The organism is Pantoea sp. GD03673, from assembly GCF_029844725.1.
Taxonomy (GTDB): Bacteria; Pseudomonadota; Gammaproteobacteria; order Enterobacterales; family Enterobacteriaceae; genus Pantoea.
In genome coordinates this window covers 67,691-91,481 of sequence record NZ_JAOCKJ010000012.1, presented here as the reverse complement: position 1 = coordinate 91,481, position 23,791 = coordinate 67,691, and the positions used below count along the sequence as shown (strand labels likewise).

Sequence of the window (23,791 nt, the reverse complement as noted above, 5' to 3'; positions counted from 1 at the left end):
TCTGCTGCAGCGTCATGATTGCGTCCATCACTTCCACCTTCGCGTTCATCGTGGCCATCAGGTCTACAACGATGCTGAACTCAGGCGGCTGCTGGCCTTCCCAGATAAGCAGGGAGTTGAAATCCGACTTTGATGTACTGCCGCTTACCGCCTGCACACCGCCCGCCAGCTTGCCGCCAGCAGCACTCACCGCACCGGCGACGCCGCCCAGCGAGTCATTGGCGAACGGGGATTCCCACATGGATTCAATGCTGGCTGTAGAGCCTTCCCCGATGTAGCCCACAACCATCGCCGTTTCTGACGTGATATAGACTTTCAGGAAGGGGCTGACCCCATCTGGCATGATTGCACCGCAGATCATCGCGCTATCCTCAATGCCGCCGGTCTTACCCGGCGGCTATCCCTTAAAGGCCGCGCTTCTTACGCAGTTTCATCGACTTTTTACGGTGCGCATTTGCCATCGAGCTGTGCGCCTTCGTGCGGGCTTTTTTCAGCGCCTGCTTCTGGAGCGACGTCATGCGGCGCTTCTTCGGACGCTTGCGGATCAGCGTCACCTGGCCGTCACGCACAGCTTTAAAGGTGGCCGACTCAAGCATCGCTTCACCGCCTTCACCGCCAGCCACGGTGTAATCTGCGATCGCTTCATCGTCGTCAGCCAGGCCGGAAAGCGCCTCGAAAACGCTCTCAGCGGCGCTGTCATCGTCGTCGTCGATCATGCTGGTGACGTCATCCTGGTCCGCGCCCAGGGCTACAGCGGCGTTTGCCAGCTGGCCCAGCGCGTCGTTGAATGCGTCTACCTGCTCGTCATCCAGATCGTCGTCGTCAGACAGCGAATCCAGACCGGCCAGCACCAGCGCCAGCGCTTCAAAGCTGTCAGAATCGGCTTCGCCATCGGCCACCCAGCCCGCCAGCAGGGAAGCGGCTACGGAGCGAGCGTCTTCGCCAGCGCGACGCTCCACAGCCTCAAACATCGCCACATTGCGCGCAGATGCGGCGTTGCCTAAGCCCGCGCTTTCCAGCATTGAATCTTTAATGGCTGGCTCTTCAGCTGCAGCAGGTTTCTCGAATGCAGCACCCAGCAGGCCATGCGTTCTGTGATTAAAAATGTTGTTCATAATTTCCTCTGTTAACGGAACAGCGTTGGCTTGCCGACGATGCGGCGTGAAGATCCGGTAGGGCAGACAGACCAGGAGGCTTCCCACAGGTCGATATCTTTTTGCACCACGGAGACTACAAACGGCTCAGTGCCTTGCGTGACATCACGCGGTTTAACCAGTGCCTCAGCGGCTACGAAGCGCTCCAGCAGATCGGTTAAGCCATCAGTCAGGCCTTTGAAGGTGATACCGTCCGGCTCATGCTTCAGCGCTTCTGCCACGTCATAAAAACCGCGTGCGATCGCGTTCATCAGCGAACTGATGTGCTGCAGGCGCAGGTAGTTGTTTTTGGCGAACGTAGTCAGGGAGTCGTCGATATACATGTTCCCGGCTTTATCGAGGCTTACCGGGTTGATGCGCGCAGTCACAAAGGCTTCGCGGTCGATCTCGTCCAGATTCGGGATAGGCTTGATGTTCTGACGGTTGATGATTGCGCGTGACACGCCAGCAGGTGAGTAATGCCAGCCACCGACGTCGGAGACCAGCGCCACGCCTTTGGCTTTCGCCACAAACGCATCACAGGAGATCCCCCAGTTAACGTTGGTGCCGGTGAATGCGTCGCGTGCGGTGTACGGCCAGTAGTAGCGTGCTGGCTGATGTGAACCGCCGAGGCCGTGGCCCAGCGCCTCCGCCATCGCCGCTGCAGACAGCTGCGCACCATGCACGTCGTAGAACATGTCGGTACGGGTGTCTTCAGCCAGCTTGACCAGCGCCGCGATCACGGTCGGGTCATAGCAGCCCAGCGACAGTACAGCCGTCCAGGAGAACATGGATTTACGCAGAACCGTCAGGGCTTTGGTGTAGTCAGCCGTGGCAATAGCAGACAGATCGCCATCAATGCCGCCGCTAAACTGCATATCGTCGAAGCCTTCAGTGATAGGCTGCATCAGCGTTTCAACGTCGTCCGATACGATAGCGCGAAGGCGGGTAGAGCCATTTTCCAGCGCGGTCGGCAGGAAGGCAGGCGAACCCATGTCGCTGGTGGCATTGGTGTTGAAAGAAATCTGGTGGGATTCCAGCACTGACTCACCGCCAGCCGCGTCAACTTCCTTCAGCGTCAGGATGTAGAAGCCCGGTGCCGTTTTGTCGGCTTCCATGCTCAGAGTGCGATTTGCTGAGGCGTCGCCATCTTCGATGTAGATCATCGCTGCAGCGCCAGCCGCCAGAACCGGATCGGAAGACGGCGCAAAGTTGCTGGCCACCACGCTCAGCTCCTGCATGGTGGTATCAGCCATCAGGGATAGGGCAGGGATCTTCATACCCGGCGCCGCCACACGTACCACATAACCATCACCGCCGTTAACGGCAGTCGCTACGTGGCGCAGCGGCTCAAATGCCGCACCGCTGCGCGGGTGAATGGCTTCGCCCAGCACCGCTTGATAGTTATCAGCCGTGACGCGCAGAACAGCGCCGATTTTGCCGCGGCGGGCAATAACCAGACCGGCAAAGACGGACGCGCCGCCAGATGCAACGGAAGTCGTCGCATCAGCGTTGACTTCCTGCACCGCAATGCCGGACGCCTGGCCCACAGAAAAACGAATCTTATTCATGTGAAATGTCCATGAAATGCCCCCTTAACGGGGGCGTTAAGGGGGATTAGCTGCCGGTGCCAGTGCCGGTGGCAGCTGCTTCAGGAGCGGTTTCGCCTTCGATCTGCTTACCGGTCAGCATGTTGTAAGCGCCGACTTTGGTGTTGGTCAGGGTCAGCTTGGCGAAGTAGTTTTCACCATTGCGCGGGTGCAGCTCGTTAAGTGAAGAGCCCCAAAGCGTGGTGCGGTTGACCAGCGACGGGTTGGTTTCGTGGACATACGGAATGGCCGGAACCGCGTCACCCGCGATCAGACCAGCGTCACCGATAGAATCACCGCGGCCGTAGAAAAGAATGTCCTCTTTAGCCAGCGCCACGCCGTCTACCACGAACTGATCGCAGATAGCGGTAGGGACTTCGAAGATCTGATAAATACCGAACAGGGTGCCGATACGCTGGATGTACGGTGACTGCACAAAGTTAGGATCAGCCTGGAAGACGTTAGCAGGCAGGCTCTTCAGGAAGTTCGCCGCCTCACCACCAGCGAAGCCGCCACGGATACCGGCCTTACGGGTACGGTTCACCATGTCAGTGCTCAGCTGGGTGATCGCGTGCTTCATCAGACCTACCCACGATTCGTAGGTCTGGCCTTCCGGCAGTGCCACGTCAAATTCACGGTTATAGACGTTATGGAATGCCATCGTGCGCAGACGCATCATGTCCTGCTCATGGCTCAGCCAGTTACGCATAGCGGTAAACTGGGTAGACGACAGATTGATGCCAAATTCACGGCTCAAATCAGATGCGGCCATAACGGTGTGTTCAGACGCGATCACGAACTGCGATGGCTTAACGGTGAACTCACGCATGGACTGGTTGATAACCGGGATCAGGCCTGGTGCCTTCTCGACGTTGATCTCAACCTGTGCCGCCAGCTCAGTACCCTTAGCCGGTGCATCGGTAAAGGTCACAGCGATGCTGCCTTTGTCGTAATCGACCTTACAGGTGGCCGCAAAAGCATTGCCTTTGACGTCTTTATCAGAGAAATACAGGTTGCCGTCGCCGTCATCGACTTTGCCCGGACGACGGTTGATCAGCAGCTTGGCGCGGCCAGCGCGAATCGGCATATCAGCGCCTTCCACGGTCTTCATGGAGAAGGTGAAGGTTTTCTTGGTGCCGTCCGGCTGCATCGCAGCAGGGAACGGATACAGGCGCTTCATCTGCGAGTACACAGCAGCAGACTGCATGTGCATTTCATCGCCCTGGTCAAAGCTGCCGAACTTTGTACCGGCGACGTTCAGGAGCTCGTAAATCTTCGCTTCATCGCGCTCACACGGGACAAAGGTACATGCGTCGCTGGTGGCCGCGCCCAGTACAGCAGGCAGGATCAGAGCGGCAAACTGCGCCTGGCGCATTACACCGTCAGAAGTGCGCATGTCAGCCGCGACAGATTCAAACATCGCCTTGCCGTTGCCTTCGTGCTTCTCAGCCGCTGATTCAACCATCAGGTTTTCCAGCGCACGGCTGGCGTTCGCCAGCTGATCAGCTGGTGGATAGTGACCGTGACGCTCTTTGTACTCGATCATGCTCGACGCCCAGGCAGTGCCGACAATGCGGCAGAACTCCGGGTTAACGCCTTCAAACATCGGATCCTGGCCTGCTGCAGCGCCAATGTTCCGTGACATTTCGACGCGATCGGTAATCATCGCGCCAGAAGCATTGCGCTGTGCATCAACGGTAAAAGCCATGACACGCGAAGCACGGGTCATGATGTCCTGCTCACGCATACGTGCAGGGGTAATATCTTTGCTCACAATTCAGCCCTTTTTTCAGGGCGCGGCTGCGAGGGAATTTTTGACGAGGCAAATTTATGCGGTTTGTACTTTGCGGTGTGAGGGTGGCAAGAAAAGATTTTAAAATCTAAGGAAAATATTTATTTTTTGATGTAAATTTCCGCCATGTAATTGACCACTGGTAATCCTCATGTCTTATAAGCTCTATTTTCAGTTCGGTAACGGCACTAAATCGCACACCTTAGCAACCGGAAGCCAGCGCGACGCCCGTCACCATCTGGACTATCTGCTCAGCGAAAAAGAGCCACGTTCACTGGCTAAGCAGATCGTCATCATGTACGGCGCTGAAATCATCATGGAGGCATGCCCGACGTTAGAGGACGACGCTATCCGTGGCATGGCACGCTGGCGCAGGGCAGGCAATACGCAGCAGATGCACAACCCGGTAACAGCGTCCATTTACATGCCACTCGCGGCGCGTGAATTTCTGGTTAACCAGGGTGACGGTTCCCTGGCAGCGGGCATGCGTAAAATTATGCTGGAGATTGGCGGGCCGGAAGTGGCTGCGGGCTACATGGTAGAAAATCAGGGCGAAGCCATCGCTGAGGCATAAAGAAAAACCGCCCTGATGGGCGGTTTTTTTATAGCTTCTGATTATGATCGGAAATCAGGTCGTTTCGCCGGTTGCATTCATCCACTAATGTCAGTATTCGCGCCACATAAGCGGGTAACTGGTCAGTGAATCCAGGTATGTTCTCATCCACCTGGCACGGCTGGTAGGTCTGCGCTTTTTGAGGCGGTAGCTCCACCAGCTTTGTAACCGTCACGACTTCGGGTGTTAATGGCACGGGCTTTGTCCCGGAGCATGCGAATAACGCTGGCAGGCAAAGCAGTATGATTAACACCAGCAAGCAATATCGCACGGTTGATCTCATCAATTTCATTCTGACTATCCTCTTTAATTTTCACTAATTCCTGCTCCAGCGCCGCCTGTTTCTGCGCGTATTCCTGCCGGTCTTTTTCCCGCTCAGCCAGGGTCTGCTGCAGCGTGGCCGTCTGCGCCTGTTGATCGGAAAGTGCGGTTTGCAGCGTGCTGTTATTGCCGGTGAGCCTTTTGTTGTTGGTGGTAAGCGTATCGTTAGCTGATTCCAGCTCCGCAACGTGCGCCAGGTGGTCCGTAACGGTCACGTAGCCCTTATGGCCCAGCAGCAGCAGAGCCGCGCATAGCGCCACGGCGACAGCGCGTTTAAGCCAGCCGGTGAAGGTGATTTCACTGAACATGGTTATTCCTGTGTAAGCGCAGCCATGACGGCTGCGTGCATGAAAAAGGGCAATCAGTTCACCTGGAATCCGGCATCGCCTGTTGCGACTGTCGATCCGCATGAAACCTGATCGTCAACGCACACAATGCCTTTGCCGTTAATGGTGAACCACGGACGGCCAGAGACCGCCTTGCCGTTGTGAGTGCTTTTCCCGTCCGTGTGATCCTTAAACAGTTTGCCGTCCACCAGCACGGCCTTGCCGTTGATGGTTAGCCTCGCGTCAGCCTCAGCGGTCTGACGTGAAGGGAAGGCACCGTGTCCGGAACAAACGGAGTCCAGCGTACCGGCAGCAGGCATCAGCTGCCCCCGGCGCCAGAGCGCGTTTTATTGGTCATCAGGTATCAGCTCCAGATCCCAGCGACGGTAGTTAAGCGGGCAGGTGTAGTGGGGATGCTTCAGCACATAGCGCTGTCCATCCTCCATCCAGTCCACCCGGTCAACCACGCATATCGCCCCCTCAAACAGATTCCCACGCAGATGCACGCGAGAATCTTTGCGGATCGGCTTTTCGGCCGCGATCATTACGACTCCATCAGCTCGTAGAAATCATCCGGGATATCGCTGAAGGTCACGAACAGGCCCAGCCAGACAGCGCGGCTTGCATCGGTGATATAGCGCGACAGCTTGACGGTACTCAGTACCTTCTGAACCCATTTAATCTGCGCCAGCTGGTCTGCAGGTGACATTTCGCTCCAGACGTCAGTAGACATACCGCGCCCCAGGTTGAGCGCGTAGATCGCGGACCACATGACCGGCATCAGATCGGCGGTCTCCGGCTCATCAGACAGTGAGCCTTGAACCTCCATGTAGAACTCAGTTGTCGCCAAGCAGATGTAATTTGGGATCAGCAGATAGCGATGCTCCGGACGCATGGCCATCATGCGCACGCGGGTATCTTCCGCCGTGGCGTTTGCCATCGTCTGCTCAATCATCGTGTTGCGCGTGGTGCGCTGTGACGGGGTGAGACGCCAGTAGGGCGTTTCCATCAGCGTCCGCGTTTCTCGTGAATAGTCATATTCATAGGAAAACTGCGGATCTTCGCGCATTGCCATATTCAGGTTATGGAAAAGCTCAAAGTGCGAGGCTTTACGGTTACTCATAATTCATCCGTTGTGGTAAATGGAGCGGGGAGAATAGGGGGTTTGTAATTTCGGGGGGATGAGCGGCCATAGCTGAAAAAAGAATTTAAAGTATAAATTTTTCATAAAAATCACTTTAAGTTTTCGACACTTTTCCCGTATAGTCTGGCTCTGCGGCAGGTTGCGCCACCATTTACTGAAAAAAGGAATGCGAAATGAATGACGTTTACGGACGAATGATCCCCGATACTGGCCTGCCTATTCAGAAAACCGTACTGGCATCGTCAGAAAGAACCGGCGTGCGGCTGCTGGACTGCGGCGAAGATTGCCAGGGCCGCTATGAAGTGATCACAGAAAACATGCTGGTGGCCTGCACAGACGATTATGCGAGAGCGCGGGAATACTATTTCAAAGAGACCAGCCGCCTCAGTGCTGAGTGTCAGACCGCCTACAATATCAGGGCCAGAGAAGCGAAGGCGGCAGGCCTTATCGGCTATATTTTCCGTGAATATGCCTGTAACCGTATCACGATGGATCAGGCGCTGTTGCTGCTGAATACGCCTCGCGGCATCCCGGCAGAATCACTACCAGCCTACTGGGATACCGGGATGAAGCTAACCTAAGATTTGGCGGTTTCTTGACACATTTACATGGTTCGGAAGTCCATTATAGTGCCAAAGGAAGTTGATGTATGGGAGTCATGCACGTATATAATTGCGTTAGAATGATTTAACGTTTTAAGGATGAAAGGTATAGCACCATGACAGTTAATGAATCAGAGTTATTGAAGTCCGGTTTTACTGATGCTGATTTGAAAAAAATCAAAAATAATATTGAAAGCTATGGTGGAACGCTGGACGAAGCAGTAGTGGATTTAAAAAACAGATTTAGAGTCCTGTTATGGATCGTTTCATCCTGCACACTAGTATTTGTATTTCTTCTCTGTTTCTCGACTAAGCCATACATTTTAGGTGGAGGCTTATCTCTGCTGCTCGGTGTCGTCATTGTGACGTTTATTCAACCGCCAGTGCTGGCCTGGAAATCATGGCGCTACTGGCGGTCGAAAAAAGGCTTAGCTTGATTGGTTACTTATGCTGAGTAAATCGAATGTCACTTTAGCCGATACACCCCAGCCGATTATTTTCATGGTCAGCTTTGGACGACTCATGGTGTCAATCTTACGAAAGTAATCACGGGGCAGCCATCTGAAAAGCCGCCATGCGGCAGGCTTTCTCGCCAGCCCCCAAACGCTATAAACACTGGCGGTGAGCGTTACCGTGTTGTAGAAAGCCAGTCCTGACTCTGGTTTAAATCCCATGAATTTTGCAGCCTGCATTGCACCATCGGCAAACATGCCTTCTGTTTGTACGTCAGACAGGTTGGAAATAAGTTCTTTGGACAGGCCATTAAGCCCGTCAACAACGAGAACGGCACCTGCCAGTACGCCAAGAGGTGTCATTGTCGCGATCATCAAAGCACCGCCAACAACAGCAAAACCTGAAAGCGCGACATGAACAGCGGAAATCATGTAACCCACAATTTTGTTATTTTCGCGAACAAACTCCACTTTTGCATAGAGTTGTGCTGCCTTTGTGAGCAGTAATCTTCCTTGCTCTTCAAGGTTTTCTGTTTCAGATCTGAGCTGTTTAACGCACTCCAGACATTCTTCATCAGATTTTGCTTGTCGGGCGGCGGCAAACTGCTTATCAACAACCGATTTTATTTCCTGGACAAACTGCATCCGGGTAAGCCCATCGTTAAGATGTAAGGCTGACAGCCTGTTAGCTGTATTAATCAGCTTTCTGGCTTCAAGGTTGACCATTGTTTCAGCCCAGGCTTTATTCCTTCCACCTGAGCGCATCATTTCAAGCAAGGCTGCGTCCATTTTTATCTCCCTGTACATTACATCATCAATAATACTCGCTGATTACTGACTGTAAACAGTAGCAGACCGTTCCATTGGTCATCAGTGGTGCTCTATTAAAAGTTGGCATCAAAAATACGTACATTGCTGATAGTCCAGTAAAGAAAAAAAACCCGCATAAAGCGGGTTTCGTTCGTTTCAGAGAGCGGCAATTATGTCGTTGACCGTTTTGCGCGTTTCACTTTTGCAGGATACGGATCGGCGTGTGGCCAGCGGGGTGATTCTGAAGCCATTGTTGATATACAGGTACAGAATGGCAGGAGCGCTGCTGTTTGTGATTACCACCTTTGCGCCACGGTCCCGCGCCGCCACCAGACACTCCACCAGCCGCACCTGATCCGCAAAGGTGAATGAGGTGCCACTGTATGCTGTAAACCCGGCTTCGTCCGGCAGAGGCTCATACGGGGGGTCACAGAAAATCACGTCTCCTTGACCCGCCTGCGCGATCACATCCTCAAACCCGGCACACATGAACGTCATTTCTTTCTGCATGCCGGTGAAGTGCGTCAGTTCATCCATCGGGAAGTAATTCGCCTCACCCTTCTTATTCCAGCCCACATTAAACAGGCCTTTCTGGTTATACCGGCATAGCCCGTTAAAGCTGGTTCGCATTAGCGCCAGGAAAAGCGCTGCGTGGCGTACAGCGTGAGCCTTGCGCCCGTTGAACTCATCACGGATAGCGAGATACGCCTCATTAGACAGACAGCCTCGCTCCAGCTGGTAAGCCGCCTTAATTACGGCATCAGGATTGCCCTGCAGCTGGTTGAAGAGGTTAATCAGATCCGGGTTAACATCGCCCAACAGGTTGCGCTTAAAGCCTGCGTTGATAAAGACCGTGCCGCTGCCGACGAATGGCTCAATGAGACGATCGCCGGTAGAAAGCATCGCCCTGATTTCATCCAGTACAGAGTGTTTGCCACCCGCCCACTTCAGGAATGAGCGGGGGTATTTGTCGTCCGCAATCCTGCGCGCCGGCGCACGCTTTTTCTTTGCCGCTGGCGAAGCGGGGAGGGCTGCTGGCTGAGGCTCGATTTCACCCGCCACCAGCATGATCTGATTAGCAATCCGATCCCCAATCCAGCGCATAACCGGCACGGGCATGGAGTTCCCGATCGCTTTGTAGCGAGGACCATCAGCCGCCAGCCGGTGCGCCTCTTCCTCCGGCATGTCGGGGTGCATCAGGCGGAGATAGGCCAGTTCATCAGCGGCAAGAACGTTGCGCTTCTTTTCCGGGATCAGGGTCCAGCCGTCAGGGAAGCCCTGCAGGCGCTCACATTCTTTAGGCGTCAGGCGCCGGACTTCGCACTGGCTGACGACAGAGGGGTATCCCTGGCCGGGTTTCCCGCCACCAGCCGACAGCGCGCCGGTGATCTGCCCGTCGCCATTGAACAACCGGATCTCCCCACGGGTATTTTCAGCAAAAGCGGCATGCTCAACACACCTGGCAACACACGGTGCAGCGTCACCTTTGCCCGTTTCCCCGGATTCAGCGCTAAGCGCGTGGCAAACGTCCGCCATGTCGCCGCGGCCGTTACGCGCTATGCGTGTCTGGAAGCCATAAGCAACGGTCGGCGTGCCTCGCCCTGTGCCATCTTCGGAGGCGTCGTGACCTTCTGCCGTCAAAGTGTGGCTAACCTCGCCCGTGGCGCTTTGCACGGCAAATGTCTCGACGTCAAAATCGTTTCGCTGGCCTTTGGCCGTCAGGCACGCGGCCACGCTAAGCGATCCTGAGCAGTTGCCGCCGCCAAACGCAGAAATTAAGTGACCGGCTGCGGCGTGGGAGAAGTCCGGGCCACCGACTCCAGAGCCGTTAGCAGTAAGTGGGGCAACTGCCTGCCCCGTTTCTCTGCGCGGCGGAGAATCCCGGCGCACGCCGTCGAACTCAAGAAGTATTTCTGCGGGATCAACGTCGTTTCGAGCACTTGCGACAACGAACACACGGCGGCGGCGTTGGGCCACTCCGAAGTATTGGGCATCGAGCAGTCGCCAGGCGAGTTTGCGCTGTCGTCCAATAACACAACCAGACTTTGGCCACTTCGCCACATGCTTGCCGTCGCTTTTTTTCCATCGCCAGCCGGGGCCGTTTTTCCCGTGCTCAGGTCTTGGGCCTGGTTCAAACGCTTCATCTTCGCCAGCCATTCCGGCAAGGAAGTATCCAAAGGCGTTGTCATCGGTGCTGAGGCTTCCCGGCACGTTTTCCCACAGGTGGACGGCTGGTTGTTCGCCGGTTGATACTCTTTTTTCGTCAATGGCATTCGCTAAATCTACATAGGCAAGGGTGAGTTGACCGCGTGGGTCGTCGAGGCTTTTACGGAGTCCGGCGATAGAGAACGCCTGGCACGGGGTGCCGCCCACCATCACGGCGGGGGCAGGGATAGAGCTAGCGCGAACACCAGCGGCAATCTTTGTCATATCGCCCAGGTTAGGGACGTCCGGATAGCGATGCGCCAGCACGGCCGCGGGGAACTTTTCAATCTCCGCGAACCAGGCCGCTTTCCATCCCAGCCCTTCCCACGCCACGCTGGCCGCTTCAATGCCGGAGCAAACGGAGCCGTAAGTAATCATCGCTTCGCCTCACCGCCCAGCGCATCCACCAGTCCGGAAAAGAAGTTGGAAAACTCGGACGTAAAAAGCATGAAATCGGCCAGCATGCGCGCGCGCTGATCCTCGCGGTCGATATCATCATTCTGCTGGGTGAGCATGTCAGCGTACTTAATGCCCTTAATGCTCAGGTCATCGGACACGCGGCAGAAAATGCGCTCCTGCCAGTCCAGGCTAAGCTGCGTGACCAGTTTTCCGGCCTCGATATGCGTGCGCACCTCGTCGCTCAGTAAGTCCTGTTTTTTGCAGCGGATTTTGCCGCCGTCTTCAAGTATTGCCGCCAGTTCGGCCTCGTCGCCCAGCGCAAAACCGGCGGGCAGTTCTGCGGCGCGCAACCATTCCGTCAGCGTCAGCTCGATGGGGTCAGCAGTCATCATTGGAATAACCGGCAGGGAGCCGATAGTTTTGCGCAGCAGCGCCAGCATATCTTCAGCAGATTTAGCGCTGGCCGCGTCAACGTAGATACGGCTGTTCACGCTATCGATCCAGATGTAGGACTCAGAGCGACGTGAGAAAGCACGCGGCAGAAGCACACACAGCGCCTCGTCTCTCAGGCTGACTCTTTCACTGCGGCGCACCTTGCGCGCCTGCTCACGCTCAATTTTCTCCACTTTCTCGGCGACGTAATCGTTGAGCGTTGCCACTGGCATAATCTTGGTTTCATGCTGGCAGCACAGCAGGTACTGACCGTTCTCGGCCAGCAGAAGGCCGTCTGACGTGACATTGATCCAGCCTGATTTAGCCATGTCCTGCGCAGCACAGGGGGAAAACGTCATCGCCTGCAGCTGCTGCTCCAGCTGATCCGCATCGAGCGGAATATCCCGGTTCAGGCTGTAGGCCATGACGTTTTTAAAGAAGGGTGATTTCATTCAGGAATGTCTCAACTTATAGCGTTAACACATTCTAAATAATATTTTAGATTTAAGATAACCCTTACTGACTGAACTCGAATTGAGGCGCGGTTGCGCTGAATGGTCCGTCAGACTGGAACACGATTTTCCCGCCAGCCTTGATAGTCAAGTTGCCGCCGACGTCGATCACCAGGTTCCCCGGCCCCAGCAGGTAAATATCCCCGCCTTCATTCATCCCGATACGCGAACCGCTGGCAGTATTGGCAATTTCATACCCGCCACCAGCAGACCGGATCTCCAGCAGGTTGTTGCGGTGCGACACAAAATCTGTGGTTGGATTCAGGGAGGGGCGCGCTGGCGCACCGTCCACAGCTGGTGGCTCATACCCGCCCCCCTGTCCGGAGGCTTCAGGCGCGACACTTGGCACGCCGCCCGGTGCCGACTGCGCCGCGCCGGTGATCAGCGGGCGCCGGGTATCCGGCTTTCCGCTGCCGTCTTTGTAGGGAAACTCCACCCATACCTGATCGCCCACGATGCAGGGTACAAACGTGTTGCCGATCGGAAGCTGATATTCCGCCCAGGGGAGGGTATCTGCATCCACGTCCGCCCACTGCGGAGTGAGGCGGATCTGCGCCCGCATGTGTCCCTGCGGGTCTTTTGTGGCCGTGATAATGGCGCGCTGCTTACTCACTGATTGGGTACTCCTAAAATCATGCGGGTGGTGTAGCCAATCCGATCCTCATGGTGAATGACCGCAACGGCGATAAAGTTTTTCGGTAACGTTTCGTCTACCTGGTTCTCCGCGTCATAGCGATGGATCTGCACGCCGATAATCATGCCAGCGGTGACGTCTGCGTTGCCGCTGACCTCAATATCCAGCTTAGGGACGATCACCCGTGCCATGTTGGTCAGCGTTGCCACATCGGCGTCAGAAATGTATTTGACCGGCTTCGTCTTATCGCCCACGGCCACGTAGCCCTCTGTCATGGAGTAGCCGACATACTGATAGTCCCGGCTGCTGGTGGCGGCGGCATCCTGGTTGATGTTGCTCAGCTTGCTAATCGTGTATTCGGCCTGCGGATTGTTGGCCTCATAGACAAATGCCGCCTTTGTGCCGATCAGCTTTGCCATGTCCTTCATGCAGAATTTCCCGCGGGCGCACCACACCAGCGCGCCGTGATCTTCCGCTATCTGGCGCAGCACGCCGGACGGCTTCTCGCCCATATTGAGGTGATAGGTCATCGCTTTGCGGAAGGCGTCAGCCTCAATCGTCATTTTGCCCGCGAACTCGGCCATGACGTCACCTGGCTGACGGTCGGCATACAGCCGCACGCGGGCGGATGGGGTTTTGAGACGCTTGAGATCCGCTGACACGGCAATGATCCGCACCACGTCACCGCTGGCGGGCGCGGACGTCACGAAAAACGTCTCTGTATACGCGCCGCGCTGCCCGGTCGGGTCGCCCAGCTCTGCCACCAGCTCAGCGCCATACCGGGCGCCCATTTCGTCCACCAGCTTTCCGGCTGGGTCGTGCGTCTCCAGCACCAGCAGCGGCGAAGTCAGCGACGTCTTCTCGATGTAAATCACAGACGTTATCCAGCTGCGCGGCATTTCCACGCCATTAAGCAGGACCGACTGCAGGAAGTACTGCATGGGCTTATTCTGCTGATCAGCCATCAGTTGCCCCCTGGTGCCAGCTGGGTGTCATACCGTACGCTCCGGGCATCAACTTCATGCGCGGTCAGCACATCCACCATGACAATCAGCGACGCCTGGCAGGCGTAAATCCGATCTTGGGTGAACGGCGGCGACATATCGCTGAACATGATGGTTTTGGCGTCCTGAATGCTGCAGTTGATCTCAACGGGCCAGTTGACCAGCTTTTCCTGCGCCTTGAAGTTAGTGGTGAGCCGGGAGCGGAAGTTAGCGGCCAGCGTGTTGCACATCAGCGACAGCGTATCTTTGTCACTGGCAATCAGCGTGATGGAGTAATTGAGCGAGGCCTGTGTAGCCTCAATCTCGGCCAGCGGCATCTTTCCCTGTGACTCGTCGGTAATGGCACCCAGGTTGCGATCAATCTCCTGGTCGTTGTTGTCATAGGTGATATCAAACCCGCGAGACAGGTTGATCAGCGGCAGGGCGTCGCGGTTTAAATCCGGCATGTCCGACGCCTGCACGCTGCGGCGTCCGGCGCCCGCCTGGCGCACGGCGCGCAGAAAATCCATGACGTCATCAAACTTGCCGACGAATACACGGTCTTCCGGCTTCCGCGCCAGGAAGGCGCTATAGCGCTGCTCATGCTGGCGCGGGGCGGTCATTACGGCGCTGCTGAACACGTCATTCAGCGCCTTCGCTACGGCGGCATCAGCGGCGGTGAAGCCGGTACTCTCCACTTTGCCGGTGCGTGTAGTCACCCATTCACGGGTACGGGAAAGCAGCTGATTCATTCGATACGTCCATTGCTGGTGGTGTCAAAATTGCGGGCAGGGATGCAGTAGTAAAGCGATCCGACATTCTGCGTGCCGAAGCCATAAATCCGGTGAACGTACCACCACCGGCGCGCCAGGGTGCCGCTGGCCATCTCTTCATTCCACTCAAGAATTGAGCCAACCGGCACGCCCTCGGCGGCGATGCGCAGGATCAGCACGTCGTCGGTTAATCCGTCCTGTTCGCCGTCGGCATCGAGCACCTGGAAACTCTCGCGCTCGTCCGGGCAATCCAGCACCGTGACAATGACCGGATCAGCGTCTTCATAGCTCAGGTTCCGCTGGTTGTTGTTGAGCTCGGTAAACGACGGCTGTTCAAAGCCGGTTTCATCGTCCACTTCCCCGACGTCGCGCATGTCCGGCAGGTACAGCAGCGCCTGAAAAGCGCTGTAGTCGCTCTCAATCGCTTTAATCCAGTCACGGCGGACCATGTTGTTAAATGGGGCATGCCCTTTGTAGCGTGGCTTCAGCGCCGTGCTCTGTTCGCGTGCGGCAAGGGCATCCGGAAGCGGGGCGCTCAGCGGGTCATGATCCTCACTGCTGCCGCTGTCAGCGTCATCAGTACCGCCAGAGGTATCACCATCGGGTGACGTGGCGGCGGTCGGCGTGGCGGCGTCGAGATCGATAACAGCGTTGCTGCTATCCGGCGTATCGACGGCGGTAGCGGGTTGCTCAGTTTCACTGCTGGTGGCCTCGTTAATCGTCGGTGGATTGTCGGCCAGAAATTCGTCGTACCGTCCCATTACTGATTACCTGCTCTTGTCTGGTTTTTTGCATATTCAATAAACATTTTTTCGGCCTCGGCGCGGGGCGTGCCGCTCAGCACCAGGGCATCAATGAACGTCTGGCGCTGGATCTTCGCCTGGTCCGCCAGCTGCTGACGCAGAAGGGCATTTTTAGCTTTTTCGTCCGCCAGCTCCGCCTGCTTCTTCGCGGCGCGGGTGCGCTGCGCTGCGGTCAGCTTTTTGGCACGGGTCAGCTGGCCGCGCAGTTTGTCGATCCGCCCGTCGTCGTTGTCCAGCCGCTTCGCCAGCGCGCCCATGCGCTTCTGATACTTCTCATGCTCTCGCTTGACGGCGGCGACGTTCGTCTGCGAACTGCGGTTGCGGTTGAACTTCGCTTTGTCGGCGTCAGTGAAGTGCTCAGTGGTTTTGCGCGGATCGTCGCCATAGGCGTTGTTACCGGCGCTTTTATGCAGTGCCTGGCCGATGCGCACCTGCCATGAGGCGGATTGCAGACGGGTGAAAGCGTGAATGACGTGCTTACAGGCGACACCTTTCAGGTTCGGGTTTTTCTCTTTGGGGTAGGCGTACTCTTTTGGCGGGGCAAGGGCGAAATTGCCTGCCGTGGCGATGTAGCGATACCAGTACTGGTGACGGCCGCAATCGCAATCAAAAGAGACGCGGCCAGCGCATAGTCGCTTGGCAATTTTGGCTGCGCTGTCTTTGGCATCGGTGATTTCCTCCATCAGCTGATCCCACTCTTCAAAGCGGAATTTCACGCGGTGATGCTTATCGATCGAGGCGGCGGACGCCTCCACGCTGACGGTCAGGACGTTGTGTTTAAGCGTGGTGGGCGTGGCACGCTTAATGCCGGATCCGTCGTCTACCCGGTTATTGGCGCGCTTAATATCGATCTGCTGACTACCGGCCACCAGCTGCGCATACGTGATACCGGCCTGCGATGAATTGAACTGCTGGCGGGCGCCGGCGCGATTTGCTTCGAACCCTTTCAGATCCTCTTTCGTGAAGAACGTGCCGGACTTCTTTTTGCCCAGGGCAATGATGTCGTCCAGCGCCTTGTTCTTCAGGGTCAGCGGGTTAAGCGTACGCCGCGCAATGCGCCGTGATTTGCGGCGGTCTTTGTCAATCTGGTCAAAGACGCGGGAGAACTCTTTGGAGGAAAGCCCTGCCGTGTCGTAGCGCCCGGACCGGGTGCGGGCAAACGGAGTATCAGCCACTGATCAACTCCGGCTTACCGCCAGCAAAGTCGCGTATGCGCCCGCGCAGCCATGCCATGTCCGGCAGGGAAAGCGTCTGGCCTGCGGGCAGCGGTTCCATTTCCGACTCTATCCCGCACAGCAGGCGGAATACCCAGCGCAGATCGTCGTTACCCTCATAAGCTCGGTATGCCGCCAGGTCAGCGCGGAATATCTCATCGAGACGGATGGTGTAGTCGCGGTTGTCTTCATGAAATGACGCGGATCGCTTGATCACCTCCTGGTGAAAGAGGCTGCGTAGCACCACGTCACTGATCGAGCGATCGTCGAGGCGGTTGTAACTCACAGAATGCGCTCCTCATCGCTGATTCGCTTGCCGGTCAGTGACTCCGGCACGGCTTCGGCGGCTTTGATTTTCTCATAGCCGATGATGCGTTTAAGCGAGTCCATAAGGGACGGCTCCTGCTCGGCGGTCGCGGCGGTCATGGCGTTGATATAGTCCGCTGAAGCCACGTTGTTGTAGCCCACGGCGAAGCAGCACAGGATGGTCAGTACCTGCTCCGGGCGGATCTCGCGCCAGTTGATTCGGTAAACCTCTTCACCGCTGGCGTTGTACTCCACTTCAACAATCGAATCGGGGATCTCAAATGCGCCCTTGTTCTCTGCTGGCAGCGCAATATTGTCCTGCAGCATGAGCTCGTTGTAACGCTCAATGCCGGTGAGCACGGCAGCGCGCCCGTCACTTCCCCGTGTTCTGAGAGAGATATGGTTGCCGCCTACCTCGTTTGCCACTTTGCCGGTGGCTTCATCCACCAGCACTTTAAAGCCCTGTTTGCGCAGCGCCTCACCGAAAGGGCCGAGTTTGATCAGCTGCTTTCGCATGCCCTTTGGCAGCGTCTGTGGCTTTGACATAACGAGGGTGTGATCTTCGTAAATGGCGGTGATCGCCATTGGCTGACTGGTTGAAAGGCTGATTACTGCAATTTTCTGTTTCACGTCTGTACCCCTGAAAAGGCGAAAGGCCGCATATAGCGGCCTCTCTGGCTTTTAACGTTCCCAACCGCGCGTTGCAGATTAGGTAAGTTGTCAAAAATTCCATCAGGGAACCGCTAACAGCTTGGGGCGACTGTAAGCGGTTTGTACTTTGCGTAGTTACGGGTCAAGCGAAAAATAAAATAATTTTGTCGTGCTGCAGACGTTTATCGCTGCGGAAAAGAGCGATGTTGTGCCAAAGCCTGATGCAAGGCCGTGATAGGGATTATGAGCTATATGCGCCGCTTCGCTGCGCAACTTGAACAAATTATCAGCTGGTTACTCAGTGTAGGTGTAGAAATCATCTGATCGTTGCTGGTGGTATCCCTGCGTGAACGCTTCGCCAATGCCTTTGAGGCGTTCCGTTGAAGGCCGGGTAAGGCGAGCGCTGAGATTAAAGTGTGGATATTGACCATGAATCTCAGGATGCATGTGTGCAGCCACTTCAACATCAGATGTGGAAATGTATCGACCACACCATTGTTCAATCACATGTTTCAGCGCATAAGTTTTGGAAGTTACCCTTTTTATCTTCTTCTGAGCATCAAGCCATTCATAGGCCATGCGAATGCAGTCATTATGCTCATGAGCAATACCATCACCATGACTGTACTGTGTGGTTTTCTTTGCTTGTTCAATTTGTTTGTCAGTTAACATTTAAGCAGTCCTTAGTCAGTTAACGCCGAAGTCACATGTTGTATTTGACTTATATATCACACTTCTCAAAGCACCTTTCTCGTTTTGATTGTCAGGGGAGTAAGTGAATTATTCCTGCCAGATTGTAGGCTTTGACCATTAACTGCTTCTCGGTGCCGTTATATCGGACAAACTCTACTTTGCCACCAACAATGCCGTCCGCATGTACCGGCACCAGCCAGGGGAAATCTGCGCGGATCGTTGCCGGTGCAGCGTGCTGGTGGTGAGGATCACAAAGGGGGAGTTGCAGGAAGTGTGCGCCGGTTTTCGTCCGGCCCTCGATGTGATGCAGGCTGATTAGCGGCGATTCTTTTCCATGCTGTAGGCAGGCAATGCAGGGCAGTTTTCCCAGTGCATCCATAACCACGCGCTCGGCTGCGGTCGGGGTGCGCCCTTTAAGGCCTCTGCCTGACGCGCTGGTGCGTGTTTGCCGCTTCGGTGTCACAGGTGCAGCCTTTTTCTCTTTCAGGCGCTCAGAGACGCTTACAGCGCGTTTAACTGCTTTAGCTCTTTGCTCTGCGATCCATTCAGGGGTATTACGCTTTTCAATCTGCCTGGCAATCATCCTGCTGCTGGTGGCCTTTTGCTTTGCATACTGCTGCTGCCGATACTCCGGGTCTGCCAGTTTTGCTGCGTGTTTTTCACGCTGACGCTGCTGTGCTTTGGCCTGCTTATCCCGTGCGGCCTGAAAATCTGCCTTTTCCATGATTTAACCAAATCTAAATTATTTTTTAGATTGTTGATCACCTTTGCCGCGCTGTAAAGCAATATGGAATTGACCACTGGAGAAATCGAATACCCGAAATATATATAACATACGTGTTGTATTTATTAACTCGTGTGTTAATATTCTTTCCGTGGCGCACAGCCACAGAAAGCAAGGAGCGAAATGAAGTACAGCGAGTTTCGCAGGTGGTTACTCAGCATGGGGGTAGAGTTAACGAAATCCCCTGGTGGAAGCAGCCACTTTAAAGCGAGGTACAATGGCCGTATAAGCATTGTTCCTTTCCACGGGGCGAAGGAGATACCAGAGCCTCTACGGAAGAAAATAATTAAGGATTTGGGGCTTTAGGCCCCACCTTTTTCGTATCTGCTGCAGGAGAAAACCATGTTTGTATACCCGGTACAGTTGGAGCACGACAAACCAACCGGCTCTTATGTTGTTTCATGTCGTGATCTGCCATTACTGAACTCAGTAGGCGATACGGTAGAGGATGCGCTGCTAAACGCGGCTGAAGCTGTTGTGCTGGCAATCTCTATCGAAATGGACGAGCGTCGTATGGTGCCGCAGGCCAGCAAAGCGCAGAAGGGCGAATATCTGGTAGGCGTGCCGGTGCTGGTGGCCATGAAGGCTGTTTTGCACAATTCGATGATCGAGACCGGCACACGAAAAGCAGACCTGGCGCGAAGTATGAACCTGAAAGGCCCGCAGGTTGACCGGCTGCTTGATGTGCATCATCCCTCAAAGGTGGAATCAGTAGAGCATGCGATCCACCAGCTCGGACGTGCAGTAAGGCTGGGAACGGTTGAGGCGTTTGCTCCAAATAAGCCCGTATGACTTTCGGGGATGTGGATAACTGCGTTGCACAATCAGTTATCCACTTATCCACCGGATAGATCATATAAATCGATCATATAGAGATCATAAATAGATCCTAATAGATCACCATACTTTCAACTTGCTGAATTAAATAGGAAAAAGTAGGTTTTACATTAGTCTATTCATGGTAAAAGTTAGTCTATTCATGTTAGATGTTAGTCTGTTCATGGTAATTGTTAGTTTATTCATGGTAGGGTGTTAGTCTATTCATGGCGGCGGTCATAAATATTCACATCACTATAATCAGGCGATATCAATGGAAAATGGTAATCAAATCAAAACAATAAGTGATGCCTTATCATTTGTTGGTGGTGAAGAAGGGAAGACTTATACACTGACACCAACGGCTAATAGAACTGTCCAGCCAATAGCATTGATGCGCCTGGGAGTCTTTGTTCCATCGGCTAAAAATAAGCCCACTACAGGACGTGGTAACTCTACTATTGATGCTTCAGAAGACTTGCGCGAGCTTGAGATAGCAAAAGCAGAGGGTTACACAAATATCACTATTCGTGGCAGTCGCCTCGATATGAGTACGGATTTCAAGACTTGGATAGGCGCTATCCGGGCGTTCTCTAAGTATGGCGATCACTCCAACAGGATAGAGTTGCCTTTCACTGAATTTGCCAAACTTACCGGGATTGCCGTAGACGATATCAATCAACGCTCACGCGATCGTTTTTTTGCGTCTCTTAATCGCATCGCATCCATAGTTGTTTCCTTCAAAAATAAAGATGGCAGTAAAGCCACTATCACTCACTTACTTCAAAGCGCAACGTTCGACATTGAGAAAGACATTATCTCGCTTGAGGGCGACTCCAGGCTATGGGAGCTGTACGCATTCGATCATAAAGTCTTATTGCAGCTAAAAGCCATACAGGCACTACCACGCAAGGAATCAGCCCAGGCGCTCTATGTATATATTGAGAGTATGCCTAATGGATTCATACAGATATCGCTGGAGCGACTGCGGGAGCGACTTAATCTGACGTCCAGCGTTAGTGCTCAAAATTTAGCGGTAAGAAACGCTATGAAGGAGTTGGAGAAGATAGGCTATCTGGCTTACTCAGAAGTGAAGAAAGATGGTGCAGTGTACTTCCAGATCCACTCGCGGCGACCGGAGCTGTTACCAGCCGAATGACGTTAGGTGATTCATGGCGAACGTTAGGTGAAAACCGGTAACTCACGCATAACGTTAGGCGATTCATGCACGGCATTAGTCTATTCATGGCAAATGTCAGAAAATAGCTGCATTTTTAGGCGTCATGCGGACAAAACGCCCAGCACACCATGAATAGACTAACGTTTAACGCTTCAGGGTAATAAACACCATGAATAGACTAACGCTTACCATGAATAGACTAATGTCCGCTGAACGGGATATGGTCCTGCCATGAACCGGCCAACGTTTACCGCACGCTGTGACCTGGACCACCAGCATAAAAAAAGCCGCTTCGCAGCGGCCTCTAGTCGGTCAAATATTATTTTTTAGTAGAGCATAAAGCATTGCTCTGCTGTCAATCGTGTTCCCATTTAGGTCTTTGCACACCCAGTTTTTTCGCTGAAACGTGATATAGCAGTCGGTGCGGTTGATGCGCAGCGGTTCGGTTCTGCCTGCTTCTACAAACCCTTTTGCCTTCCAGATGCCGCGCATCTTATCCAGTTCGATCTGCTTCAAGCCTAAATTCATAGTGAGTAAATTCTTAAAATTTTAGAATGTACTTATTCTTATATGAAATCGCCCACTGGTCAATTCCATATCCTTAATCTTATACTGTATTTTTATACAGTTAAAAGGAGGGGTGATTATGCGCTTAGAGATAATAGCAATACCTGACGAAGCCGCGCCCAGACAGGCTTTCCGGCAGTTTCTTGAAACGGTAGCAGCGGGTTTTCCGTCTCCGGCCATCGGGTACGAAGACACTCCGCTGGACCTGAACGAGTATTGTGTCAGGGCCAAAACGGCCACTTATTTTGTGCGCTGCGAGGGTGAGTCGATGATCGGGGCCGGTATTTTTGACGGCGATCTGCTGGTGGTGGATAAATCGAAGGCGGCGGCAGACGGCCAGATCGTGATTGCCTCTGTGGGCGGGGAGTTTACGGTAAAAAAGCTGCAGCTGAGGCCGGTGCCGATGCTGCTGGCTATGAACCCGCGCTATAAGCCGATCCCTGTCGAGCCTGATGGTCTGGAAATATGGGGGGTGGTGACATACGTCATCCACCGTACTGACAATGTTCCTGCACAGTGACGTTAACGCCTTCTACGTGTCGGCCGAGCTGGCATTCAGGCCGGACCTGTACGGGCGTCCTGTCGTGGTGGCGACCAACAATGACGGCTGTATTGCGGCGCTGAACCGCGAGGCGAAAAACGTAGGCCTGAAGCGGGGCGATCCGCTGTTTAAAATCCGCGATACCATCCGGCGCTACGGCGTGGTGGTTTTCAGCAGCAACTACACGCTGTATGACGCATTCAGCAAGCGTTTCCATACGATAGTGGGCGAGTATGTCCCGAACCTGGAAGCGTACTCGATCGACGAAGTGTTTGGCTCTCTGGACGGCATGGAAAAGCTGGTGGACTTCCAGACATTCGGAGAAGAGATCCGGCGCACCGTTATCCAGCACACCACGATGAAGTGCGGAATAGGGATAGCCGAGACAAAGACGCTCTGCAAGGTAGCCACGCACGCAGCAAAGACCTGGCCTAAAACAGGCGGCGTGGTGGTGCTGACCGACCCGAATCGGCGCGACAAGCTGCTATCACTGCTCGACGTCTCCGAGACGTGGGGCGTCGGCAGAAAGATAGGGGCCAGGCTGCAGCTGATGAACATCAAGACGATGCTCGACCTTGCCCGCGCTGACACAACCATGATCCGCAAAAACTTCAATGTAATGCTGGAGCGCACCGTGCGGGAGCTGCGCGGCGAACGCTGCTTCGAGCTCGAAGAGAACCCTCCGACTAAGCAGCAGCTGGTGGTAAGCCGTTCGTTCGGCAAACGCCTCACCAGCCTGGATGAAGTGAGTAACGCCGTGTGCTTCTTTGCCACCAGCGCCGGTGAAAAGCTGCGGCGTGAAAAGCAGTACTGCCGGAATATCACGGTATTCATCCAGACCAGCAAACACGATCCGCGCCGCCCGTATTATTCACGCGGCGCCAGCCATTCGTTTACGACGGCCACACAGGATACCCGCGATCTGATTGATGCAGCCGTGCGCGGCCTCAGAGCTATCTGGCGGGACGGCTATGAGTATGCGAAGGCCGGAGTGATGCTTGGGGAGTTCTGCGGCTCAGAGCAGCAACTGAACCTTTTTGACGAGTCACCGCCGCGCCCCGGCAGCGATAAGCTGATGGCCGTGATGGACAAGCTGAATAGCTACCAGCGCGGCACACTTTTTATTGCCGGTCAGGGTGTCAATCCGGCCTACCAGATGAAGAGGGAAATGTTATCTCCGCGCTATCTGACGCGGTGGGAAGAGTTACCCATCGTAAAGATGAAATAATTTGATATAAGTACATCATTATCAGTAATTTAACTTAAGTGTAATTTCAAAGTGATTAGTGCCACTACTTTTAGTAGTAGCGCTGATCACTTCTTGATCGCCTCTTAGAGTGTGCATACAATCAGAAAAAACCGAAAACGCATAAATTAATGAAATGCGTTAACTTTTTCTGGCTTGGAGTTGTACGGATATGACTGACACAGCAAACTTTGCTTTTGTTTTAATGACGCTTTTCTTTGCATTACTGGCGCTGGCAACTGTCGCAACCTTGTGCGGATTGCCCGCGAT

General features: G+C 54.4%; 28 protein-coding genes and 1 pseudogene. 8 read left to right on the top strand and 21 right to left on the bottom strand.

Annotated features, from left to right (window positions below; translation table 11 throughout):
• The 4 genes and pseudogenes from N5J69_RS19935 to N5J69_RS19920 form a co-directional block, all read right to left on the bottom strand.
• A pseudogene (locus N5J69_RS19935) lies at window positions 1-361 on the bottom strand (hypothetical protein); the annotation flags it as partial.
• A gap of 43 nt (window positions 362-404) precedes the next feature.
• Window positions 405-1,115 carry a hypothetical protein gene (locus N5J69_RS19930; RefSeq protein ID WP_008927075.1) on the bottom strand — a complete coding sequence of 237 codons (711 nt, stop codon included), beginning with the start codon at window positions 1,113-1,115 and terminating at the stop codon, window positions 405-407.
• Between the two features lie 11 nt (window positions 1,116-1,126).
• Window positions 1,127-2,704 (bottom strand): hypothetical protein, encoded by a 1,578-nt coding sequence (locus N5J69_RS19925; RefSeq protein ID WP_046289612.1) that lies wholly within the window; start codon window positions 2,702-2,704, stop codon window positions 1,127-1,129.
• 46 nt (window positions 2,705-2,750) lie between these two features.
• Entirely contained in the window at window positions 2,751-4,496 is a 1,746-nt protein-coding gene (locus N5J69_RS19920; protein ID WP_008927073.1) for a hypothetical protein, read from the bottom strand.
• Window positions 4,497-4,665: 169 nt separating this feature from the next.
• Here N5J69_RS19920 and N5J69_RS19915 point away from each other — a divergent pair, with 169 nt between their 5' ends.
• A complete protein-coding gene (locus N5J69_RS19915) occupies window positions 4,666-5,088 on the top strand; it encodes a hypothetical protein (RefSeq protein ID WP_279772361.1) in 423 nt (140 codons plus the stop codon).
• A gap of 143 nt (window positions 5,089-5,231) precedes the next feature.
• On the opposite strand, the gene N5J69_RS19910 is transcribed toward N5J69_RS19915, so the two are convergent.
• From N5J69_RS19910 to N5J69_RS19895, 4 genes are read right to left on the bottom strand one after another with little or no spacing between them, the layout of a single operon-like run.
• Window positions 5,232-5,756: a hypothetical protein gene (locus N5J69_RS19910; protein WP_279772359.1), complete on the bottom strand. Its 525-nt coding sequence runs from the start codon at window positions 5,754-5,756 to the stop codon at window positions 5,232-5,234.
• Window positions 5,757-5,809: 53 nt separating this feature from the next.
• Entirely contained in the window at window positions 5,810-6,094 is a 285-nt protein-coding gene (locus N5J69_RS19905) for a PAAR domain-containing protein (RefSeq protein WP_279772358.1), read from the bottom strand.
• 27 nt (window positions 6,095-6,121) lie between these two features.
• Window positions 6,122-6,319, bottom strand: coding sequence for a hypothetical protein (locus N5J69_RS19900; RefSeq protein ID WP_279772357.1), 198 nt, complete (start codon window positions 6,317-6,319; stop codon window positions 6,122-6,124).
• Window positions 6,319-6,897 carry a hypothetical protein gene (locus tag N5J69_RS19895; RefSeq protein WP_279772355.1) on the bottom strand — a complete coding sequence of 193 codons (579 nt, stop codon included), beginning with the start codon at window positions 6,895-6,897 and terminating at the stop codon, window positions 6,319-6,321. The genes N5J69_RS19900 and N5J69_RS19895 overlap by 1 nt, the downstream gene beginning before the upstream one ends.
• Window positions 6,898-7,091: 194 nt before the next feature.
• Here N5J69_RS19895 and N5J69_RS19890 point away from each other — a divergent pair, with 194 nt between their 5' ends.
• A complete protein-coding gene (locus N5J69_RS19890) occupies window positions 7,092-7,499 on the top strand; it encodes a hypothetical protein (protein ID WP_279772353.1) in 408 nt (135 codons plus the stop codon).
• A 137-nt stretch (window positions 7,500-7,636) separates the two neighbouring features.
• Window positions 7,637-7,957 carry a hypothetical protein gene (locus N5J69_RS19885; protein WP_008927066.1) on the top strand — a complete coding sequence of 107 codons (321 nt, stop codon included), beginning with the start codon at window positions 7,637-7,639 and terminating at the stop codon, window positions 7,955-7,957.
• Here the strand turns inward: N5J69_RS19885 and N5J69_RS19880 are convergent.
• From N5J69_RS19880 to N5J69_RS19825, 12 genes are all read right to left on the bottom strand, one after another.
• Window positions 7,949-8,761 carry a DUF4225 domain-containing protein gene (locus N5J69_RS19880; protein WP_279772351.1) on the bottom strand — a complete coding sequence of 271 codons (813 nt, stop codon included), beginning with the start codon at window positions 8,759-8,761 and terminating at the stop codon, window positions 7,949-7,951. The two genes, N5J69_RS19885 and N5J69_RS19880, sit on opposite strands and share 9 nt — an antisense overlap.
• A 177-nt stretch (window positions 8,762-8,938) precedes the next feature.
• On the bottom strand, window positions 8,939-11,365 hold the full coding sequence (locus N5J69_RS19875; RefSeq protein ID WP_279772349.1) for a Dam family site-specific DNA-(adenine-N6)-methyltransferase: 2,427 nt from the start codon (window positions 11,363-11,365) through the stop codon (window positions 8,939-8,941).
• The gene (rdgC, locus tag N5J69_RS19870) at window positions 11,362-12,270 is read right to left on the bottom strand and encodes a recombination-associated protein RdgC (protein ID WP_279772346.1); all 909 of its coding nucleotides are present in this window, start codon (window positions 12,268-12,270) and stop codon (window positions 11,362-11,364) included. Before rdgC ends, N5J69_RS19875 begins: the two co-directional genes overlap by 4 nt.
• A 64-nt stretch (window positions 12,271-12,334) precedes the next feature.
• Window positions 12,335-12,892 (bottom strand): baseplate protein, encoded by a 558-nt coding sequence (locus N5J69_RS19865; RefSeq protein WP_279772364.1) that lies wholly within the window; start codon window positions 12,890-12,892, stop codon window positions 12,335-12,337.
• Window positions 12,893-12,939: 47 nt separating this feature from the next.
• A complete protein-coding gene (locus N5J69_RS19860) occupies window positions 12,940-13,929 on the bottom strand; it encodes a hypothetical protein (RefSeq protein WP_008927060.1) in 990 nt (329 codons plus the stop codon).
• Window positions 13,929-14,699 carry a baseplate gene (locus tag N5J69_RS19855; protein WP_279772345.1) on the bottom strand — a complete coding sequence of 257 codons (771 nt, stop codon included), beginning with the start codon at window positions 14,697-14,699 and terminating at the stop codon, window positions 13,929-13,931. The genes N5J69_RS19860 and N5J69_RS19855 overlap by 1 nt, the downstream gene beginning before the upstream one ends.
• Complete coding sequence (locus N5J69_RS19850) at window positions 14,696-15,481, bottom strand: phage tail protein (RefSeq protein ID WP_279772344.1); 786 nt, start codon at window positions 15,479-15,481, stop codon at window positions 14,696-14,698. Before N5J69_RS19850 ends, N5J69_RS19855 begins: the two co-directional genes overlap by 4 nt.
• Entirely contained in the window at window positions 15,481-16,698 is a 1,218-nt protein-coding gene (locus N5J69_RS19845) for a phage tail protein (protein WP_279772343.1), read from the bottom strand. Before N5J69_RS19845 ends, N5J69_RS19850 begins: the two co-directional genes overlap by 1 nt.
• On the bottom strand, window positions 16,691-17,023 hold the full coding sequence (locus N5J69_RS19840; protein ID WP_008927056.1) for a hypothetical protein: 333 nt from the start codon (window positions 17,021-17,023) through the stop codon (window positions 16,691-16,693). Before N5J69_RS19840 ends, N5J69_RS19845 begins: the two co-directional genes overlap by 8 nt.
• The gene (locus N5J69_RS19835) at window positions 17,020-17,673 is read right to left on the bottom strand and encodes a maturation control protein (protein ID WP_279772341.1); all 654 of its coding nucleotides are present in this window, start codon (window positions 17,671-17,673) and stop codon (window positions 17,020-17,022) included. Before N5J69_RS19835 ends, N5J69_RS19840 begins: the two co-directional genes overlap by 4 nt.
• A gap of 315 nt (window positions 17,674-17,988) precedes the next feature.
• The gene (locus N5J69_RS19830) at window positions 17,989-18,366 is read right to left on the bottom strand and encodes a hypothetical protein (protein ID WP_279772340.1); all 378 of its coding nucleotides are present in this window, start codon (window positions 18,364-18,366) and stop codon (window positions 17,989-17,991) included.
• Window positions 18,367-18,457: 91 nt separating this feature from the next.
• The gene (locus N5J69_RS19825) at window positions 18,458-19,030 is read right to left on the bottom strand and encodes a Ref family recombination enhancement nuclease (RefSeq protein WP_279772363.1); all 573 of its coding nucleotides are present in this window, start codon (window positions 19,028-19,030) and stop codon (window positions 18,458-18,460) included.
• Between the two features lie 264 nt (window positions 19,031-19,294).
• Between N5J69_RS19825 and N5J69_RS19820 the strand changes: the two genes are divergently transcribed.
• From N5J69_RS19820 to N5J69_RS19810, 3 genes are all read left to right on the top strand, one after another.
• A complete protein-coding gene (locus N5J69_RS19820; protein WP_008927052.1) occupies window positions 19,295-19,477 on the top strand; it encodes a type II toxin-antitoxin system HicA family toxin in 183 nt (60 codons plus the stop codon).
• Window positions 19,478-19,513: 36 nt separating this feature from the next.
• Window positions 19,514-19,963 carry a type II toxin-antitoxin system HicB family antitoxin gene (locus N5J69_RS19815; RefSeq protein ID WP_279772338.1) on the top strand — a complete coding sequence of 150 codons (450 nt, stop codon included), beginning with the start codon at window positions 19,514-19,516 and terminating at the stop codon, window positions 19,961-19,963.
• 298 nt (window positions 19,964-20,261) lie between these two features.
• Window positions 20,262-21,146 carry a RepB family plasmid replication initiator protein gene (locus N5J69_RS19810; RefSeq protein WP_279772337.1) on the top strand — a complete coding sequence of 295 codons (885 nt, stop codon included), beginning with the start codon at window positions 20,262-20,264 and terminating at the stop codon, window positions 21,144-21,146.
• A 333-nt stretch (window positions 21,147-21,479) separates the two neighbouring features.
• Here N5J69_RS19810 and N5J69_RS19805 read toward each other — a convergent pair whose 3' ends face one another.
• The gene (locus N5J69_RS19805) at window positions 21,480-21,695 is read right to left on the bottom strand and encodes a hypothetical protein (RefSeq protein WP_279772336.1); all 216 of its coding nucleotides are present in this window, start codon (window positions 21,693-21,695) and stop codon (window positions 21,480-21,482) included.
• A gap of 118 nt (window positions 21,696-21,813) precedes the next feature.
• Here N5J69_RS19805 and umuD point away from each other — a divergent pair, with 118 nt between their 5' ends.
• Both umuD and umuC read left to right on the top strand, forming a co-directional pair.
• Window positions 21,814-22,254, top strand: coding sequence for a translesion error-prone DNA polymerase V autoproteolytic subunit (gene umuD / locus N5J69_RS19800; protein ID WP_279772335.1), 441 nt, complete (start codon window positions 21,814-21,816; stop codon window positions 22,252-22,254).
• Window positions 22,238-23,503: a translesion error-prone DNA polymerase V subunit UmuC gene (gene umuC, locus N5J69_RS19795; protein WP_279772334.1), complete on the top strand. Its 1,266-nt coding sequence runs from the start codon at window positions 22,238-22,240 to the stop codon at window positions 23,501-23,503. Before umuD ends, umuC begins: the two co-directional genes overlap by 17 nt.
• Window positions 23,504-23,791: the final 288 nt, after the last annotated feature.